The sequence below is a fragment of the Leisingera sp. genome (assembly GCF_982940295.1).
The window spans coordinates 376,151-393,397 of the sequence record NZ_CEYXRG010000001.1 but is presented as its reverse complement, the minus strand read 5'-3'; the positions used below and the strand labels follow the sequence as shown (position 1 = coordinate 393,397).

The following is a 17,247-nucleotide window of genomic DNA, read 5'->3' as shown; positions in this document are numbered from 1 at the left end:
CAAAGCAGGCTTCTGATCCCCGCAAGCGGCGGGCCATGCGGCCCGCCGTCCTGCCGTTTATTCCGCTCGAACCTTCTGCCAGCTAATTGCCAATCAATGCGCGTACACGTCAGTCGTCCGTGCTTGTTTTGGCGGCGCAGGGAAGCTCAGAGCCGGCATCACGTTGGTCAACGGCGGTTTTAACACTGATTGGCCTTGCTGCACAAATCGGGTGAGGGATTCACTGCGTGAATCCAGCATGGTAGCTGGGATGCATGAGCAGTTGGGCCCCTACGAGATACAAGACCACGAACTGGTCGTCTTGCAATGAAGCGCTGAAGCAACGCGGATCTCTGAGCATCTGGTTTGATCCGAGGATGATCTGGACGCCGCCGCCGGCTGGCAAGCGTGGCCGCCGGTGCCAATTCAGCAACGCCGCGATCCAAACCCGTCTAACTCTGAAAGTACTGTTCGGGATGCCACTGAGGCAGACGACGGGATTCGTGCAAAGCCTTCTGCGGCTGGTCGGTCAGGACTGGGCGGTGCCGGACTTCAGTACACTGTGTCGCCGCCAGCGGCAGCTGAACGTGGCTATCACGCACCGTGGCGGCGTGGGTTCGTTGAATTTGCTGATCCCCTCTCGGGACATTGCTGCGCAATGCCCTGCCGGGAAGCGGACAGCACGGGCATCAAGGCCGAGGGTGAGGGCGAGTGGAACGCCCGTAAGCCCCCTCTCGCACATGCTATGCATGTGCTGCCGGGCAGCGGGTGGCCCCAAGCGGCGCATCTGGCGCAAGGTACACATCGGCATCGATGAGGAAACGCTGGAGGTTCGGGCCGTCGAAGCCACCGGAAGCAATATCGGCCCCTCCCGGCGGACTTGCCATGCAAATCGCCTGCCGGGCAGTGGATACGCCCATTCTGCCTGATCTCCTTGATCAAATCCCGGCAGGCGAAGAGACTGGTACCGTGACTGCTGACGGGTCCTACCACACTTGCAAATGCTACGAGGCGATTGCCGCCCGTGGTGCCGCCGCTGTTATCCCGCCCCGCAAGAATGCCACGCCCTGGAAGCCAACGAGCCCGGGCGCGGTGGCACGAAACGAAGTCCTGCGCGCATCAAAGTATCTCGGCCGCGCCATCTGGCGACGGTGGAACGGATATCACAGCCGGAGCCGGGTCGAGTCAAAGATGAACTGCATCAAGCTGCCCGGCTAATCCCTGATGGCGAAAGACTTCGAACGCCAGGCCGCCGAACTGCAAGTTCGTATCGCCGTTCTGAACTGCTACACCGCTCTCGGTATACCTGTCACAGTGCCCGTAGAGTAAATCCGTCCGGGCAACGGGCCCTGTGGTCAGCCCCGGATTTGTACAACAGCGCCCAACCGATACACCAGGCAGGCGCGTCTGCACATGCCCCGCCTGCTCAGTGACATCGGGTCGAGTTGCATCTCGGGCGAGTTGGCCGATTGGCTGGAAGACCGGCAGATGGATCAAGTCTGCGGTGCCCCATATCACCCGCAAACCCAGGGCCAGATCGAGCGCTGGCACCAGACCCTGAAGAACCGCAGCCTGCTGGAGAACTACGTCCTGCCCGGCGATCTCAGGCAGAAAACCGACGCCTTCGTCGAGCATTACAACCACCGACGATACCACGAGAGCCTGCCGAACCTCACCCCGGCCAATGTGTACCTTGAGCGCTGCCAGACCATCCTGAAACAACGAGAAAGGATCAAACGAAAGACTATCGAAACCCGGCGCTTGCTTCACCGAAGATCCGCCGCAAAATCAAACCAACCAGATGAGTCAGACCCTCGCTTAGCTCAGGCGGCCATCTGTCCCAAAATCTCTGACGACGGACATGTGAACCCACCCTGCCAACAAGACTGAAACATAGCACTTGTTTCGGCCTGCAATCTCATTTCGTCATCAGCCCCGGCAGCCATGTGCCTACGGCGGGCTGCCACACAATCAGTGCCAGCACAGCCAGCTTGATCACCAAGAAGGGCGTGACAGCGGCATAGATATGCTTCATCCCGATGCCCTCGGGGGCGACCCCCCGCATCACGAAGAGCAAAAGCCCGAAGGGTGGAGTCAAGAGGCCGATCTCCATGGTCAGCAGATAGACAACGCCAAGCACCAGTTCGTTGATGCCCATCTGCGCTGCCAATGGCACAAACACCGGCACGGTCACCATCAGCATCGAGACCTGATCGACAAAGCAGCCGAGCAGCAGCAGGATCACGATCATGCCGACCAGCACTGTGGTGGGGGTCGGATCAACCGCGTTGATAGCCTTGATCAGCCCATTGGTGGCACCGCTGAAAGACAGCACCTGGGCAAAGGTCTGGCTGGCGGCCATGATGAACAAAATCATCACCGACAGCTTTACGGTTTCCATCAGCGCCCTGCCAACTTTTTCAAAAGACAGCGACCGGTAGGCGGCGCCGGTGGCAAGCGCGGCCAGACAGCCGAGCGCGGCAGACTCCGTTGGGGTTGCGAACCCCAGCAGCAGGCTGCCGATCACCACGGCGAACAGCACCGACAGCGGCGCCACATAGATCAGGAAGGGCCGCCAGCGCTGTCCCAGGGTCATCTGCGGCAGATCGTCGGGCGGTGCCGCCTTCGGGTCGAGCAGGCTGCGGGTCACGATATAAATCACAAAGGCCGCCGCCAGCAGCAGCGCAGGCATGACACCCGCCACCAGCAGGCCGGCGATGGAAATCCCCGCCAGGCTGCCGACCAGAACCGCCAGCGCTGACGGCGGGATGAGCATGGCAATGGCGCCCGAGGCCATGATCGGCCCCATTGCCATCGTCGGATGATAGCCACGCTGCAGCATCCCCGGCATCAGGGTCGATCCCAGCATGGCGGTATTGGCGATGGTCGACCCCGACAGCGCGGCAAAGATGGTGCCCCCGAACACGGTGACCACCGACAGCCGCCCGGGTACCCGAGTGACCACCCGCTCGATCGCATCGATGGCGCGGTGGGCGATGCCGGTCTGGAACAGGATTTCCCCCATCAGGATGAACAGGGGGATCGGTGCCATCTGGAAATTGGCCACCGACTGGGTCGCGTTGCGCGCCAGCTGCAGCAGGCCGCGGTCGCCGCCCAGCACCTCGTACGCGCCGATCATGGTGACGGTGATGAAGGCAAAGGCCACCGGCAGGCCGATCAGCAGCAGCCCGGCCAGGCCGCCCAGCATCAGCGATAGGGTGAGGATCCAATCCATCGGCAGTCCTTTCAAAGACCGGAGAGCGGCACGTCTTCCGTCGCGGGGCGGAAGATCTTGCGCAGGAATTCGAGCGTGCAAAGCGCCATCGACAGCGGCAGCACTGTCAGCGTCCACCATTCGGGAAAGGTGAAGGCGGTGCGCACCATGGAGCCGCGGGCGAAGGACTGCATCAGCGCTTGCAGCCCGGCCCATCCCAAGACGGCACAGGTGGCGGCGCCCAGCAGGCAGGCGGCCAGCACCACCTTGCGGCGGGCGCGCGGCGGCAGGCCGTGGGTCACCAGGTCGACCTGCACATGGGCATTCTGGCGCAGCACCCAGGGCGCGCCGAGAAAGGCTGCAGCCATCAGCCCGTATTCGATGGCGTCGAGCGCGCCGTAGATCACCGGCAGTCCAAGGTTGCGCAACAGGACATTGAGCGGGATCACCAGGGTGATTGCGGCGAGGATGGCAGCGCTGAGCACGGCCAAGCCGGTGAGCAGGGTGCCGAAGCTGCGGTCAAAGCGGATCATGGGGAAAGTTTCGGGGCGGCACCAGGCCGCCCCGGTCCCGTCACTTGAGCAGGCAGGCCTGCAGCTGCTGTGCCAGCTGCGGGTCTGTCTTCTTCACTTCGCCCCAGCCTTCGGCCTGGGCGGTCGTGCTCCACAGTTTGCCGTGCTCGCCCTCCAGGGTGATGGTCTTGATCCCGGCATCGGCCTGGGCTTTGGCCTCGGCCTCGTTGCGGGCGATGTTCTCGGCGTTCTGCTCTTCGATCCAGGCGGCGCCTTGTTCCAGCAGGGCGCGCTGCTCATCGCTGAGCCCGTTCCAGCTGTCGAGATTCACCAGGAAGTTCACGTCCACCTGGTAGAAACCGGGGTCAACGCGGTAGGCGGTCTGCTCGTGCCAGCCGAGGTCCAGCACGCCCTGGCTGGGCCAGCCGTAGCCGTCGATCGCCCCGCGCTCAAGCGCGGTATAGACCTCGCCCGGTGCCGTGCGCACCAGGGTGGCGCCCAGTTTTTCGAACATGGCGCGGTAGACCGGCGTGGTGCGGATGGTCAGCCCTGTCAGATCCGGTCCTTCCAGCGGCTTGGTCAAATATAGATGATAATTCATGTGGTCGCCCACGCGAGCGAGGTATTTCACACCCATCTGGTCCTGGTGGATCTGGTCGATCAACTCGTAGCAGCCATTAGCGCGCTGGTCCTGAATGGTGTTCTGCGCCAGGTGCAGCGCGTCGCCTGCGGGCAGCAGGTTCGGGTAGTAGGCGGTGGTGTTGTTGGCGATGTCGACGATCCCCGCCTGCACCGCGTTGCCCAGTTCAAAGGGCGGCACGGCTTCGGGGCCGCCGAGCAGGTCGATCTGCACGACTCCCTCGCCGTTTTCGTTCACCCAATCAACGAAGGCTTCGAAATCGCGAGAAAAAGTTGTCCCTGTGGCAAAGGCGGTCACTGCTTTCAGCGTGACCTCCCCGGCCTGCGCGGAAGCGGCGGCGAGTGTAGTAGCCCCCAGAAGGGCGGCTGCGGCAAATCTGCGGATGGTCATGTCGGTCTCCCTGGCTGTGTGGCGGCGCGCGGACCGGGCGGTTTGCAGTCCCTTGTTATTCCGGACGCCGTGGGAAAAGCCTAGGTTTAGGCTGTCTCACCTTCAAGCATGAAGTTTTAAGCTTCAAGTAAGTTTATATGTAAACGCATAAAAATTCTTCGTGCGGCGGCTTCGGCGCGGTCTGAGAGGGCAAGTGATTCGGGCTTTCTGCGGCCGCGGACAGCCGGAAGAGACGTCCGCGGCCGGCTGCGGTTATGCCGCAAAGCTCTCCACCGTCTTTATTGCCCCGTCCAGGGCCTCTCCCTTTTCGTCCTGCAGGGCGGCCTCGCGCAGGCGGGCGACCCATTGGGGGCCGTCTTCGCGGTCGGCCACCAGTGCCGCGCCCGCCAGCACCCTGTCGAACTTGGAAAGGCCCCGGGCGTGGGTGTCGGAATAGCCCTTGATCAGGCGGCGGCAGCGGATCACCTCCAGCGCCATACCGTAGCGGTCGGGCAGGTAACCCATCGCCATCTTGAGCCATTCGTCCAGATGCGCCTGCTCCACCGCGTGGCGGCGGGTGCGGCGGCGCCAGAACTTGAGCCCGCCCAGCACGTAGAGCATCAGGAAGCCGCGCAGGCTGTCGGTGCGGATGCGGCGGCCCTTGCCGAAGAGTTTCTCCAGCCGCGCCATCTGCCGCGGATTGGCCTCGACCCTGGCGCCCAGCCCGGCGGGCAGCAGGCTCGCGATCTCCTCGGCCCGCGGGTGCAGGTAGTCGGTGAGCGTCATCAGCTTGCCGTCCGCCTTCATCTCGCTCTCGATCCGGCCAAAGCGGCTGGACCGGGTCTTGAGGTCGGCAACCCGGATCACGTCGTCATAGGCCATGGCATTGGCGATGTATTTCGCGGCGTCGCGGCTCAGCTCATAACCTTGCTCGGCATTGTCCTGCGCCAGCACCTCGCCGAGGCGGGAGAGGTATTCGCGGCCATAGGCCAGGTCCTGGAACTCCACCACTTTCTGCAGGCCGGGCAGAGCCATCTCCTGCACCACCTCCGGTATTTCCGCCACGCGCGCGGCAAGCTTCTGCCACTTGAGCAGCTTGCCTGCGGGGCCTTGCGGCTTTGCAGGGCCCGCGGGGGCGGGGGCTTCCGCGGGCCGCGGCTCGCCCCGCTGCGCCAGATCGAAGCCGGCGGCGAAGGCGCGCAGGCTGGGCTCCACGCCCTTGCCAGCGGCGCGGATCGCATTCTCGAAGGCCAAGCGCGGGAAGGGCAGGGCGCCGGAGCCCGCAAGCGCGCCGAAGAGCGAGGCGGAAATCACCGATCCTGCCCCAGTCGCGGCGCGCTCCATGTCGGCCATCACCAGCTTGCGCGCCGCGGTCTCGGCGGCCGCGCGCACTTCCGAGGCATCGGCCATGCCGTCGCCCGGCACCATCTTCTCCGACACTGCCAGCGCGCGGTGGGTGGAGGCGATGAGCGTGGTGCGGTCGGGCGTCACGAAGCCGCGCAGGATCGACCGGCCGGCCTCCATCATCTCCGCCGCGATCATGATGTCGACGTCGCCGGGCGCGGGCGCGAGAGAGAACACCGGGTTCTCGACCGTGCCCGGCGCCATCTCGATGTAGTAGATCGTCGCGCCCGTCCGCTGGGCGACGCCCGCGACGCTGGTGGCCTGCGCGCTGTAGCCTTGGGCGCGGGCCAGCGCCTCGATCCAGCTTGTCAGCACCCCGCCGCCTTGGCCGCCAACGGCGAGGATGGCGAGCTTGATCACCTCGGGGGCCGCGGGCTGGCTGCCTTGCGGGTAAATGGGCAGTTCCAAAGTCATCAGGCGGCCTCCCCCGCATTATCGCAAGCGAAGGTGAGCTGCCGGGCGCTGCGGCGTGCCTGCAGCCAGGCGATCACCTTGCTGCGCAGGCCCGCCCGGCGGCGCTCCCGCTCAGAGGGGTTATGCACCACCCGCGCCTCATAGAAGGAGGGGCAGAGGATCGCCGCATCGGCCACCTCGCCGCAGTTGCCGCAGCCGACGCAGGTCTGGTCGATATGCGCCACCGGGTCGTCGCGCAGCGGGTCGTCCAGCTGCTTCAGCGACAGCGACGGGCAGCCCGAGAGCCGGATGCAGGCGTGATCGCCGGTGCAGACGTCCTGATCGACGCCGAAGCGGGGGATCTCCACCCGCGCGCCGTCCTTGATCGCCTTGTTGCGCTGCGGCTTCTCGCGCCGCTGCCGGTTCAGCATGCATTCCGAGGAGGCGACGATCACCTTGGGGCCGTCATAGTCGGTCGTTAGCGCCTCGCGGATGGTGGCGCGCATCTGAGTGACGTCATAGGTCCGGTCGATCTGCCGGATCCACTTGACGCCGGCACCTTCCAGCGCCTTGGTGATCGGGTTGTTGGTCGACTTGCTGGCGTTCTTGGCGCGGCTCGACGGAATGTCCTGCCCGCCGGTCGCGGCCGAATAGTAGTTGTCGACGATGATCGCCACGCTGTCCGACTTGTTGAACACCATGTTGCCGATCGAGGTGCTGAGGCCATTGTGCCAGAAGCCGCCGTCGCCCAGGATCGAGATCGCCCGCTTCTCGCCGCCGCCGTCAAAAGCCGCGTTGGAGGCTGGGCCCAGTCCGTAGCCCATCGTCTGTCCGCCGATCTCGAATGGCGGCAGGGCGGCAAACAGGTGGCAGCCGATATCGGCTGAGATCTGGTGCTTGCCCAGCTCCTGCTCGACCAGCTTCATCGAGGCAAAGATCGGCCGCTCCGGGCAGCCGGTGCAGAACCCCGGCGGGCGGATCGGGACGGTTTGGCTCAGATCCGGGATCTCCGGCTGCGGTGTATTGGGCGCACGCACCTGGCCGGGCAGCAGGTGGGCGGCGTATTTGCGGAAGAAGTCATCCAGCCCGTCCATCATCACCTTTCCGGTGTATTCGCCCGCCTTGGGGAAGATGCCCTTGCCTTCGAGCTTGGTGGAACTGCCCGCCTTGTAGAGCATCGCGCCAAGCTGCTGCTCGATGAACTCCGGCTGGCCTTCCTCGATCATCAGCACCGCGTCCTTGCCGTCGCAGAAGTCCAGAAGGTCGCTGTGCACCAGCGGGTAGGCCACGTTCATCACATAAAGCGGCACCTCGGTATTGCCGCTGAGATCGGCCAGCCCCAGCCGCTGCAGGGCGCGGATCACGCTGTTGTACATGCCGCCAAGGCAAATGAGGCCGACCTTGCCCTCCTTCGGCCCGAAACGCTCGTTCAGCCCGTTTTCCAGGATGTATTTCTCGGCCGCAGGCCAGCGGTTTTCGATCTTGTCCTGCTCATGCTGATAGGACATCGGCGGCAGGACCACGCGGGCGAAATCGCGCTGCGGATTGGCCAGCGCGTTGCGCACGGTGAGCGGCGGGCGAAGGTTGTCGCGGCACTCGAAACTGCCGGTCACATGGCACGAGCGGATCCGCACCATCATCATCACCGGTGTGTTCGACGCCTCCGAGAGGGCAAAGCTGTCACCCACCGATTTCACGATGGAGGGCAGGTTGGGGCGCGGGTCCAGCAGCCAGAACTGCGACTTCATCGCAAAGGCATAGGAGCGCTCCTGCATGATCGACGAGCCTTCGCCGTAATCCTCACCCACGATCACCAGCGCGCCACCGGTGACGCCGGATGAGGCGAGGTTGGCCAGCGCATCGGACGCCACGTTGACGCCGACAGAGCCCTTGAAGGTGACCGCGCCGCGGATCGGGTAGTGGACGGAGGCGGCAAGCATCGCCGCGGCGGCGGCTTCCGAGGCGTTGGCCTCATAACGCACGCCGAGTTCGCCCAATAGCTCCTCGGCATCGGCCAGCACATCCATCAGGTGCGAGATCGGCGCGCCCTGATAGCCGCCGACATATCCCACACCGTTCTCCAGAAGAGCCTTGGTGATGGCCAGGATGCCCTCACCGGTGAAGGTGCTGCCCGCCCCCTTCCGCAGATGCTCAACCTCAGCCTTGAATGATCGTTCGGCCATTGGCGCCTCCGTGGATTTACCAGAGAAAGGTTTCCGGGATTAAAACTGGTTCACACGCACGTTGCGCAGGATCTTCTGCAGCGTGGCGGTAAAGGCGCGCTGTTCGTCCGGCTCGATGCCCTTGAACATCTGCGTGCAGGCCTCTGCCACATGCGGCCATAGCCCCTCGTGGGTTTCCCGGCCGTTTCTGGTCATGAAGATGCGGGTGGCGCGGTTGTCGTCGGGATCTGACTTGCGCTCTATCAGCCCGTCGCGTTCCAGCGCGTCAAGGGCGCGGCTGAGGGTGGATTGCTCCACCACAGCATAAACGGACAGGTCGCGGATCAGCAGCCCGTCCAGCACCGAGAGAACGGCCAGCGTGCGCATCTTGGCGGTGGTCAGCCCATGTGCGGCCATTTCCTCCCGCAGGGCGGCGTTGTAGCGGCCCATGATGCGATTCATCAGGTAGGGCGGAAAGTTTTCCAGTCCAATTTCCCCCAGCCGCGGCAAGGGTTTTTTCTCTTCTGCAGGTGCGTGCGGGGGGGCGGTTTTTTCTGCCGTCATGCATTCGTCCTTTCTGCCGGCTTCAGGCCGGGCCGGCTGCCCGGCCGTTGATGCCGGTCCGGGCGCCATGTGGGGCGCGGTGCCCGCCAGGCTCAGCTCCGCGGCACCAGGGCCAGGGCCCGAATCGGGCTGCCGGTGCCGCGCTTGATCTTGAGCGGGGCCGCAATCAGCAGCGCGCCCTTGGGCGGCAGCTTGTCCAGATTGGCAAGAGAGGCAAGGCCGAAGCAGTTGTCGCGGTGCAGCAGGTTGTGGGCAGGGTAGGGCGGTTCCATGCCGCCGGCCTGGCCGGCGTCGGTGCCGATGCACTGGCTGCCCCAGCCGACGATTTTCTTCGACAGCAGGTATTCGACCGCATCCGGGGTCGGCCCGGGGCTGTGCGGGCCTGTGTCGTCTGTGTTCAGGAAGGCCTGTTCGTCGTGCGCGCGCTTGTCCCAATCGGTGCGCATCACCACCCATTCGCCCTCGCTGATGCCGCCGTGCTCTGCCTCCCATGCCCTGATAAGGTCTGCGGTCAGCAGGAAATCCGGGTTTTCGGCGCTCTCCTTGGAGCAGTCTATCACGTTGACCGGCGCCACCAGGCGCTGCACGTCCAGCGTGTCGGTATAGCCGTCGCTGTATTCCTTGCCGGTGATCCAGTGGTGCGGGGCGTCGAAATGGGTGCCCGAGTGTTCGCCCAGAATCATCCAGTTCCAGGCGAAAAACGGGCCGTCCTCGTCATATTCGCTGATTTTGTGGATTTCGACCTTGGGCGTGTTCCTGGCGAAGTCCTCTGGAAGGCGCAGGATCGGCGTCTCGGGGCCCAAAGTGCCGGAGCAGTCCACCACTTCGACCTTTCCCGACAGGATCATGGCGCCCAGGCCGTCCAGTGCATTGGCTGCAGTCATGTTGTCTCTCCTGTTGCGCGCGGTCTGAATGCCGCTTCGTGCTTCCGGCGAAGCACTTCTAAACAGGATATACATGTGTTTGCAAGTTTCCAAGAGTGTAAGATCCTGGCGCTGCCCCTTGGCAGTGCGTTTCGAGCGGATCGATTGCGGCAAGCGGCGGGTTTCCGGGCCGCGCAGCGCGGCAGGCCGCAAGGGGCTGGCGTGTGAGGCAGGCGGGTCCCGCGCTTGGCCTGATTTCCGCTGCGGCCTAGTGGCGGCGGTTCTGTCTGCTTTCTGCTTGATTGCAGCAATTTTCGGCGGGTTTGAGTGGTGCCGTGGCCTTTGATGCCGCATCCAGCTGCGCTGCCGTGATGGTTCCAGGAAAGCTGCTCCGATCAGCAAGCATTGAGAAACGGCGCTCGCAAATCTCATTTGCACCACACATCAGCGGCGCAAGCCGTGGAGAGCCGCTAATGTGATATGTCGTGGTGCGGGCGCCTCTCCTTTCGGGCGGATTGCTGCCAGGGGTATTTAACATGCGTATGCATGCAGTATTGCGAGGCTGATACGTTTGCTCTTGCACTGGCATCCGTCCAGGGCTTTTGCCTGTACGCCATACGGTCTGTCACTTAGTGGTCGAACGGTATTGTTAAAATAGGACTTGGTTTTCAGTATGTGAACCTGACACGTTTTAGTGCTGTCAATCGGCATGGAGCTTTGACCCCCTATAGGCATCCAAACATGCATGCCTGTTCACACATGACCGGCTGTCCTCGTCGCCAGCCATCACAATCCAGTTCTCAAAACCTTTCCAGAACGCCTTCGATCCGCAGGAAAACCGAACAAAGTCATCATCACTGCGGTCGCCCGAGAGCTGGTTTCATTCGCAAACGCACTCGTCAAAGCGCATCGGAAATAGTCGTCTCAGGCCACCTGAGAAATACAGTTGCTAGGACGAACCGGAACGACCGTTTCATCACGACCGGCGCCACGCTGCGAGGCCGCGTGTCTTGGACGGCTGCGGGGCGCGCGGCGCATCAGTGCGAAAGCGACGCCGCTTGGGACAAATGCTCTGGCGACAGGGGTTTGCACAGGAATTTCTTGATCAATGGGACCTTGGCGGCGCGGTCCAGGTCCACCGGATTGACCGTGGTGCTGACAATCACAACAACAGGCACCGGGTCCAGAGCCTGGATCTGATCGGCGTATTGTTCAAGAAACTCGAACCCGCCAATGGGCGGCATGTTGATGTCCAGAAAGATGAGCTCCGGCGGCCGTCCGCCATCCTGGAGGAACTCCATCGCTGCCAGCGGCCCGTCAAACAGCTCGAAATTTTCGAACACCTGCGACATGCTGAAAATGCGTTCCGCGAACTTCCGGTCCATCCTGTCATCATCTTGGACCTGCCGAATTTTAGTGCCGCGTCAATTGCTTGTTTAGGTCACTTTCCGCTCATCACCCGCCAGTCATCGAACCGTGGCTTACCATAGCTGTTGGGAAAGCGGAGTCCCAACCGTGCTGTCTGCTTGCCGGTCAATTTAAACAAGCTGCTCACCACGCCTCCTGGAATTCAGAAGCTTGGATCAGGCCGGAGCAGCAGCTTTAACCAAATCGATGGGTCTAGAATCTAAGACATCGGTCCGGCTGGCCGCAGGTTCTTTGAAAAGGGCATTCTAGGTTGATTGTCCAAGCCGCGCTAAGCGGCGGCCCCGTCACTCCTGCACGTGCTCCCAGACTTGCGAGATCACGACGGAGCCTTCCCCAACTGCCGATGCGACGCGTTTGACCGATCCGGCACGGACGTCCCCAACGGCAAACAAACCCGGGCACGACGTTCCGAAGTTTGAGGCCGTTCCAGCTTGAGAGCCCGTCAGGACAAAGCCTTTTGCGTCCAGTTGACAGGTGTCTGCCAGCCAGCCGGTGTTGGGAGCCGCACCGACCATGATGAAAGCGGCAGGGCAGTCCAGCTGCCAATCCGTTCCGTCGCGGTCGACAGTGACGCTGTTCATGGCATCGCCGCCATGCAGGCTCTTGAGTTGTGACCGGTAGTGGATGGTGATCCGAGGATCAGCGTCCAGCCTCGACAGCAGGTAGTCGGACATCGACGCGGCCAGACTATCCCCGCGCACCAGAACATGAACATGTTTCGCAGTCCGCGACAGGTACATTGCGGCTTGCCCGGCCGAATTGCCGCCCCCCACAACGATGATGTCCGAGCCCTTGCAGTAACGCGCCTCCATCTCGGTCGCGGCATAGTAGATGCCAAGCCCTTCAAATCCCTCTAGCCCTTCCAAGGGCAGCCGCCGGTATTGAACACCCGTTGCAACGACAACTGTTCTGGCGCACAGCTGTTGCTCATTATCCAGCGTCACGCAGAAGATGCCGTCTTTGCGATGCTCTAACCGGGTGGCGCGCCTGGGCCTGAGGAAGCGAGCTCCAAACTTCATGGCTTGAACCTCACCGCGCCAAACAAGGTCGGCCCCGGAGATTCCTGTCGGGAACCCCATGTAATTCTCGATCCGGCTGGATGTGCCGGCCTGGCCGCCAACAGCAAGGTCTTCCACCAGAACAGCGGAAAGCCCTTCTGCCCCGGCATAGACCGCTGCCGCCACGCCCGCTGGCCCGCCGCCCACAATCAGCACGTCGACGGTTTCGTCGCATTCAAATGCCTGCTCAAGACCCAATAGCTGCGCAACCTTAGCCGGCGTCGGGTCGTCAACGACACGGTTGTGGCCGAATACCACGGCTGGTTTTTCCCCGATAAGGCGGCAAGTTTGCCTGACATCATCGGCGTCGGCCGATCCCAGCTCCAAGGTCTGGAAAGGGATTTTGTTTCGGATCGCAAACTCGGCAATACGGCGAATGTTGCGGTCCTGGTCGACGCCGATGAGTGTGAGCGAGCTGTCCCCATCCTCGATCTGCCGCCGTCTGCGTGCGGCAAAAACCGAAATCACGATGTCCGACATTTCCGGGATGCGGGACATTGCATCCAGCATCAGATTCCGGGGGACCGCAATGACGCGGGTATCCTCCTTGGCGCGCATCGGCAGCGTATACGCACCGCCGCTGAGGAAGGCGATTTCTCCCAGGAACTGCGTTGGCCCGAGGGAGTCCGGCAAGTAGGCCTCCCTGGTGTAGGGATCGATCACTTCAATTCTGCCGTCCAGAATGTACAGAAACGTGTCCATTGGATCGCCGGCTTCGGCGATAATCTGGCCAGCTGAATATGTGAGTTCGCTTCCCAATTCCCTCAAGGTGTCGACATGGCTTTGATGCAGGGGCGTTCGGGTCATTTCACGAAGGTTGGCTGCCAGACTTTCCATAGATCGGTCTCCTTTGGATTGGCCCCGCCGTGCTGTCTGCGGATTTCTCGAACTTGTGCAGTTATAACCGCGATGATAGGCGCCTCGAGATTGGAACCGCGTAGCTGGCGAACAAGTCTGCTCCCGTGCAAACTTGCTGAAACCAGCTTCGTTGGTGAACGGATGTAGCTCAGTTTGGAAAGACTGCAAGCATCCGGCCTTCTTGGCAGGTGACGCGGGTCGGCTGCTATTCGTGTCAGCCGAACCGCATCAAAGCACTCTGAATGCGCGGTATTGGGAAGGCATGTCAGGATCCTGAAGTCTTGTTCCGCTGAGCAGAACCATTCTTGTTTCGAGCTGGATGCCGGCGTGTTCTTAAAATTTTCAATGCTATTGGCACTACTGGCCACCCATTATTGCAACTACAGTGTTTAGCGCTGCTGAGCTCCATTTCTCCTGATCGGTGCGTAACTGGTCGATGTCTTTATCATAGCTGTGCGGGCTTGCCCGTAATATGCTCGATATTGCGCTGCGGACTGGATCCCAAGCTAAGGCATGACCCGGTAAAAGCTCACATTAAAATTCAACAGACGGGCAGTGACAGCTTGAGCTAGCGTCCGCGCAAGGCGCTGAAGGGCCCACGTCAACCTTTCGGCCACTGGGAACAACACACGCTGGTTTTCAATCGATGCGGTCCGATATCCATTATATGCTGACAACGACCTTGCCCACTGCCTCGCCTCCGGTTAGCCGCGCATAGGCGTCACCAACCTGTTCGAGCGCAAACTCCTGTACGTCAACAACAGGTTTGAGGGCTCCGCCATCGGCGATCTTGGCCAATTCGCGCAGGATTGCGCCATGTGCCTCGCGGCCCTGATCATGAAGCATCGGGATGAGCATGAAAACGACGTGAATCGACAGCCCTTTAAGATGCGCGGATGTAAGATCGACAGATTGAAGAGCGAGCGTCGTCGCCACATGGCCGTTGAGCTTAGCTGCGTCAAAAGATCCCGGAAGGTTTCCGCCCCCGACCGTGTCGAACACAACGTCGAACCCTTCGCCATCTGTATACTCAGCTACCAGATCGGGCGTACTCTTCGCCTTGAAGTCGATCGGGGTGGCACCCAGCGATTGAATGGTCTGCAAGCGTTTCTGACCCGTGTCGGTTGCGTACGCATCCGCACCCCAGTGCTTGGCAATCTGCACAGCGATATTGCCGACGCCGCCGGATCCGCCTTGAACCAGGACTTTATCGTCTTGAGAAAGCCCGGCCCGGCTCAATGCCTCATACGCCGTTATCCCAACCAACGGTAAGGCTGCCGCCTCGCGCATGGACAACGCGGCCGGCTTATGGGCTATCAACCGTGCATCCGCCGCGATGTATTCAGCCAGCGCGCCTTGCAGGTCGGCGAGCCCTCCTGCGCAGCCATAGACCTCATCACCGATGCTAAAGTCAGAAACACCGGCGCCTACCTCCTCGACTGTTCCCGCAAAATCCATGCCAAGGATCGCCGGAAGCGCAGGCGCAAAGCCAAGATCCGTCCCCATGTTGCGGATCATTGTGTCAATCGTATTGACGCTTGTTGCGGCAATGCGGATCAGGACCTGTCCTTCCGCGGCAGAAGGCTTTGGCCGGTCGGCAACCTTGAACGGTGCGGTTTCGCCATATTGCTCGAGTATCATCGCGCGCATCGACGTGCTCCTGTGTCAGCTTCGGCTGTTACAAGTATGACCTGAAAAATTACCGGCAAAAGCCTGAACATCGAAGTTCAGTTTTCGTCATTTCGATATAATAGACAGTGCGGTACTGAATCAGCCAATCAAGCCCGCAGCCATGGCGGGTCACTGCCGATGCGCTCGATAAGGAAATCAATCAGGGCACGCACCTTCGGTGAGATGACATTTGATTTTGGATAGACAAGGGCGAGCACGGCCTGGTCATCAATGACATAGTCAGGCAGCACACGTTCGAGCCTGCCAGCGCGCAGATCGCGGTCTACTCCCCACAGCGAATTCATGGATATTCCCGCTCCGGCAACTGTTGCAGCTCTCTGACTTGCGCCGTCATCGACGATTAGGCGGCATCCTGCCGCTGCTGGGTCAAAGGCGGTTTCCTTGCCATCAAGACCGCGAAGCGGGCGTGGTGCATCATGGCGGAATCCGATCAAATGATGGTCCGCCAGATCGTCGGGCGTAACGGGGGATCCATGTTCGGCCAGGTATCCCGGCGCCGCCACAAGGATACGCGTATCGTCTGCGAGCTTTCGCATTTTGAACGATGAATCTGTCAAAGGCGCGCTTCGCAGCGCCAGATCGAACGATCCCTCTATTAGATCCAGCGGCAAATCCGACAGCCGGAGGTCAAGCTTCAAATCCGGATAGAGTGCGAGAAGTTCGGGAAGCAGGGGAGCTATGTATTCCTTGGCAAATGTGGACGAGGCTGCGAAGCGCAGCGTGCCCGCTATCCTTGGCTTACCCCGTCCCAAAGCTGCCAAACCCGCCTCGTGCTGCGCCAGAATTTCGCGAGCAAAAGGCAAAAACTCCGCGCCTTCAATCGAGATAGACACTTTGCGCGTCGAGCGATGCAGCAACTGAGTGCCAAGTTCGTGCTCTAGCTTCGCCAGGCGTGCACTAGACGCGGCCGGAGCCATGCCAAGCGTACGGCCGGCTGCGCTGATGTTCAGCATCTCGGCCGAAAGCACGAAGAGGCGCAGGCTGTCTGTGTCCATTTGATTATATCTATTTTGCGAAAACTGAACTCAATATTGAAGCCTTTATGTCGTCTTCTCAACTGCCAACATAGGTGACGCAGCGGAAAGGAGAGCATGCCGCAGAGAGGAGAAAATTATGGAACCTTCAAAAGACCAGCAGATTTGGATGTATCGGACGATGGTGACCAGCCGTCGTTTTGATGAAGCGATTGGCGAGATCTACATGGAGGGCAAAGAGCCCAAAATGGATTTCTCCAAAGGCCCCCTGCCGGGCGAAATGCACCGCAGCGATGGTCAGGAACCGACCGCCGTTGGCGTCTGTGCGCACCTGAACGATGGCGACGTGGTGACCGGATCGCACCGTCCCCACCACGAGGCAATTGCCAAAGGTGTCGACCTCAACATGATGGCAGCAGAGATTTTCGGCAAAGAGACCGGCCTGTCCAGCGGCATGGGCGGACACATGCACCTGATCGATTCCGAAAAGAACTACAGTTGCTCTGGCATCATTGCCCAAGGCGTCGCGCCCGCGGTTGGCGCCGCACTAAGCCGGAGCATTCAGGGCGTTCCCGGTGTTGCTGTCGCCTTTATCGGCGAAGGCGGGGTGAATGAAGGGGCCTGGCACGAGGCCATGAACCTCGCAGCTGTCTGGAAACTGCCTTTCGTCTGTGTGGTTGAAGACAATGGATGGAGCATTTCCACTCCGAAGAAGACTTCGACATCGGTTCAACGGAACAGTGATCGCGCCGCGTCCTACGGAGTCCCCGGTTACTATGTCGAAGGCAACGATCCTTATGAGATCTTTCGCGTCGCGGGAGAGGCGATTGAGCGGGCCCGCCGGGGCGAGGGACCGTCAGTCATCGAAATTGAAACCTACCGCCTGGAAGGTCACTTTGTCGGCGATGATTTCAGCTACCTTCCCGATGGCGAGCTCGAAGAACAGCGCGGCAAGGATCCGATCCCGAAGATGCGGGAGAAGATGATCGCGGACGGAGTGGCGACGGCCGAAGAGCTTGATGCAATCGAGCAGGAGGCCAAAGCCAAAGCCGAACAAGCCGTCAAGTTTGGCAATGAAAGCGCGTACCCCTCGCCGCAATTCGCGCGCGATGCGGTCTTTGCAGCCTAAATCTCAAG

Annotated in this window: 12 protein-coding genes and 2 pseudogenes; 3 read left to right on the top strand and 11 right to left on the bottom strand. The window is 61.5% G+C overall.

What is annotated here, in order from left to right:
* Window positions 1–254: 254 nt before the first annotated feature.
* Window positions 255–1,308, top strand: a pseudogene (locus AC4HIX_RS01890) (IS5 family transposase).
* Window positions 1,309–1,386: 78 nt separating this feature from the next.
* Window positions 1,387–1,764: pseudogene (locus tag AC4HIX_RS01885) on the top strand (integrase core domain-containing protein); the annotation flags it as partial.
* 133 nt (window positions 1,765–1,897) lie between these two features.
* On the opposite strand, the gene AC4HIX_RS01880 reads toward AC4HIX_RS01885, so the two are convergent.
* From AC4HIX_RS01880 to AC4HIX_RS01830, 11 genes are all read right to left on the bottom strand, one after another.
* Complete coding sequence (locus tag AC4HIX_RS01880) at window positions 1,898–3,214, bottom strand: TRAP transporter large permease (protein ID WP_490397663.1); 1,317 nt, start codon at window positions 3,212–3,214, stop codon at window positions 1,898–1,900.
* An 11-nt stretch (window positions 3,215–3,225) separates the two neighbouring features.
* The gene (locus tag AC4HIX_RS01875; protein ID WP_490397662.1) at window positions 3,226–3,726 is read right to left on the bottom strand and encodes a TRAP transporter small permease; all 501 of its coding nucleotides are present in this window, start codon (window positions 3,724–3,726) and stop codon (window positions 3,226–3,228) included.
* Between the two features lie 40 nt (window positions 3,727–3,766).
* Entirely contained in the window at window positions 3,767–4,735 is a 969-nt protein-coding gene (dctP, locus tag AC4HIX_RS01870) for a TRAP transporter substrate-binding protein DctP (RefSeq protein ID WP_490397661.1), read from the bottom strand.
* A gap of 252 nt (window positions 4,736–4,987) precedes the next feature.
* A complete protein-coding gene (locus AC4HIX_RS01865; protein ID WP_490397660.1) occupies window positions 4,988–6,532 on the bottom strand; it encodes an indolepyruvate oxidoreductase subunit beta family protein in 1,545 nt (514 codons plus the stop codon).
* On the bottom strand, window positions 6,532–8,694 hold the full coding sequence (locus tag AC4HIX_RS01860) for a thiamine pyrophosphate-dependent enzyme (RefSeq protein WP_490397659.1): 2,163 nt from the start codon (window positions 8,692–8,694) through the stop codon (window positions 6,532–6,534). The genes AC4HIX_RS01865 and AC4HIX_RS01860 overlap by 1 nt, the downstream gene beginning before the upstream one ends.
* Window positions 8,695–8,733: 39 nt before the next feature.
* Window positions 8,734–9,237 carry a MarR family winged helix-turn-helix transcriptional regulator gene (locus AC4HIX_RS01855; RefSeq protein WP_490397658.1) on the bottom strand — a complete coding sequence of 168 codons (504 nt, stop codon included), beginning with the start codon at window positions 9,235–9,237 and terminating at the stop codon, window positions 8,734–8,736.
* 92 nt (window positions 9,238–9,329) lie between these two features.
* A complete protein-coding gene (locus tag AC4HIX_RS01850; protein WP_490397657.1) occupies window positions 9,330–10,121 on the bottom strand; it encodes a cyclase family protein in 792 nt (263 codons plus the stop codon).
* Window positions 10,122–11,137: 1,016 nt separating this feature from the next.
* Entirely contained in the window at window positions 11,138–11,485 is a 348-nt protein-coding gene (locus AC4HIX_RS01845) for a response regulator (protein WP_490397656.1), read from the bottom strand.
* Between the two features lie 327 nt (window positions 11,486–11,812).
* The gene (locus AC4HIX_RS01840; protein ID WP_490397655.1) at window positions 11,813–13,423 is read right to left on the bottom strand and encodes an FAD-dependent oxidoreductase; all 1,611 of its coding nucleotides are present in this window, start codon (window positions 13,421–13,423) and stop codon (window positions 11,813–11,815) included.
* 684 nt (window positions 13,424–14,107) lie between these two features.
* Window positions 14,108–15,094 carry a zinc-dependent alcohol dehydrogenase family protein gene (locus AC4HIX_RS01835; RefSeq protein ID WP_490397654.1) on the bottom strand — a complete coding sequence of 329 codons (987 nt, stop codon included), beginning with the start codon at window positions 15,092–15,094 and terminating at the stop codon, window positions 14,108–14,110.
* A gap of 128 nt (window positions 15,095–15,222) precedes the next feature.
* Window positions 15,223–16,131: a LysR family transcriptional regulator gene (locus AC4HIX_RS01830; protein WP_475051511.1), complete on the bottom strand. Its 909-nt coding sequence runs from the start codon at window positions 16,129–16,131 to the stop codon at window positions 15,223–15,225.
* 118 nt (window positions 16,132–16,249) lie between these two features.
* Between AC4HIX_RS01830 and AC4HIX_RS01825 the strand changes: the two genes are divergently transcribed.
* Window positions 16,250–17,239: a thiamine pyrophosphate-dependent dehydrogenase E1 component subunit alpha gene (locus tag AC4HIX_RS01825; protein ID WP_490397653.1), complete on the top strand. Its 990-nt coding sequence runs from the start codon at window positions 16,250–16,252 to the stop codon at window positions 17,237–17,239.
* Window positions 17,240–17,247 lie beyond the last annotated feature (8 nt).

Coding starts and splice junctions, on each gene's coding strand:
- AC4HIX_RS01845 (WP_490397656.1), bottom strand. CDS start 11,485: ATGGACCGGAAGTTCGCGGAACGCATTTTCAGCATGTCGCAGGTGTTC.
- AC4HIX_RS01875 (WP_490397662.1), bottom strand. CDS start 3,726: ATGATCCGCTTTGACCGCAGCTTCGGCACCCTGCTCACCGGCTTGGCC.
- dctP (WP_490397661.1), bottom strand. CDS start 4,735: ATGACCATCCGCAGATTTGCCGCAGCCGCCCTTCTGGGGGCTACTACA.
- AC4HIX_RS01865 (WP_490397660.1), bottom strand. CDS start 6,532: ATGACTTTGGAACTGCCCATTTACCCGCAAGGCAGCCAGCCCGCGGCC.
- AC4HIX_RS01825 (WP_490397653.1), top strand. CDS start 16,250: ATGGAACCTTCAAAAGACCAGCAGATTTGGATGTATCGGACGATGGTG.
- AC4HIX_RS01880 (WP_490397663.1), bottom strand. CDS start 3,214: ATGGATTGGATCCTCACCCTATCGCTGATGCTGGGCGGCCTGGCCGGG.
- AC4HIX_RS01835 (WP_490397654.1), bottom strand. CDS start 15,094: ATGCGCGCGATGATACTCGAGCAATATGGCGAAACCGCACCGTTCAAG.
- AC4HIX_RS01850 (WP_490397657.1), bottom strand. CDS start 10,121: ATGACTGCAGCCAATGCACTGGACGGCCTGGGCGCCATGATCCTGTCG.
- AC4HIX_RS01855 (WP_490397658.1), bottom strand. CDS start 9,237: ATGACGGCAGAAAAAACCGCCCCCCCGCACGCACCTGCAGAAGAGAAA.
- AC4HIX_RS01830 (WP_475051511.1), bottom strand. CDS start 16,131: ATGGACACAGACAGCCTGCGCCTCTTCGTGCTTTCGGCCGAGATGCTG.
- AC4HIX_RS01860 (WP_490397659.1), bottom strand. CDS start 8,694: ATGGCCGAACGATCATTCAAGGCTGAGGTTGAGCATCTGCGGAAGGGG.
- AC4HIX_RS01840 (WP_490397655.1), bottom strand. CDS start 13,423: ATGGAAAGTCTGGCAGCCAACCTTCGTGAAATGACCCGAACGCCCCTG.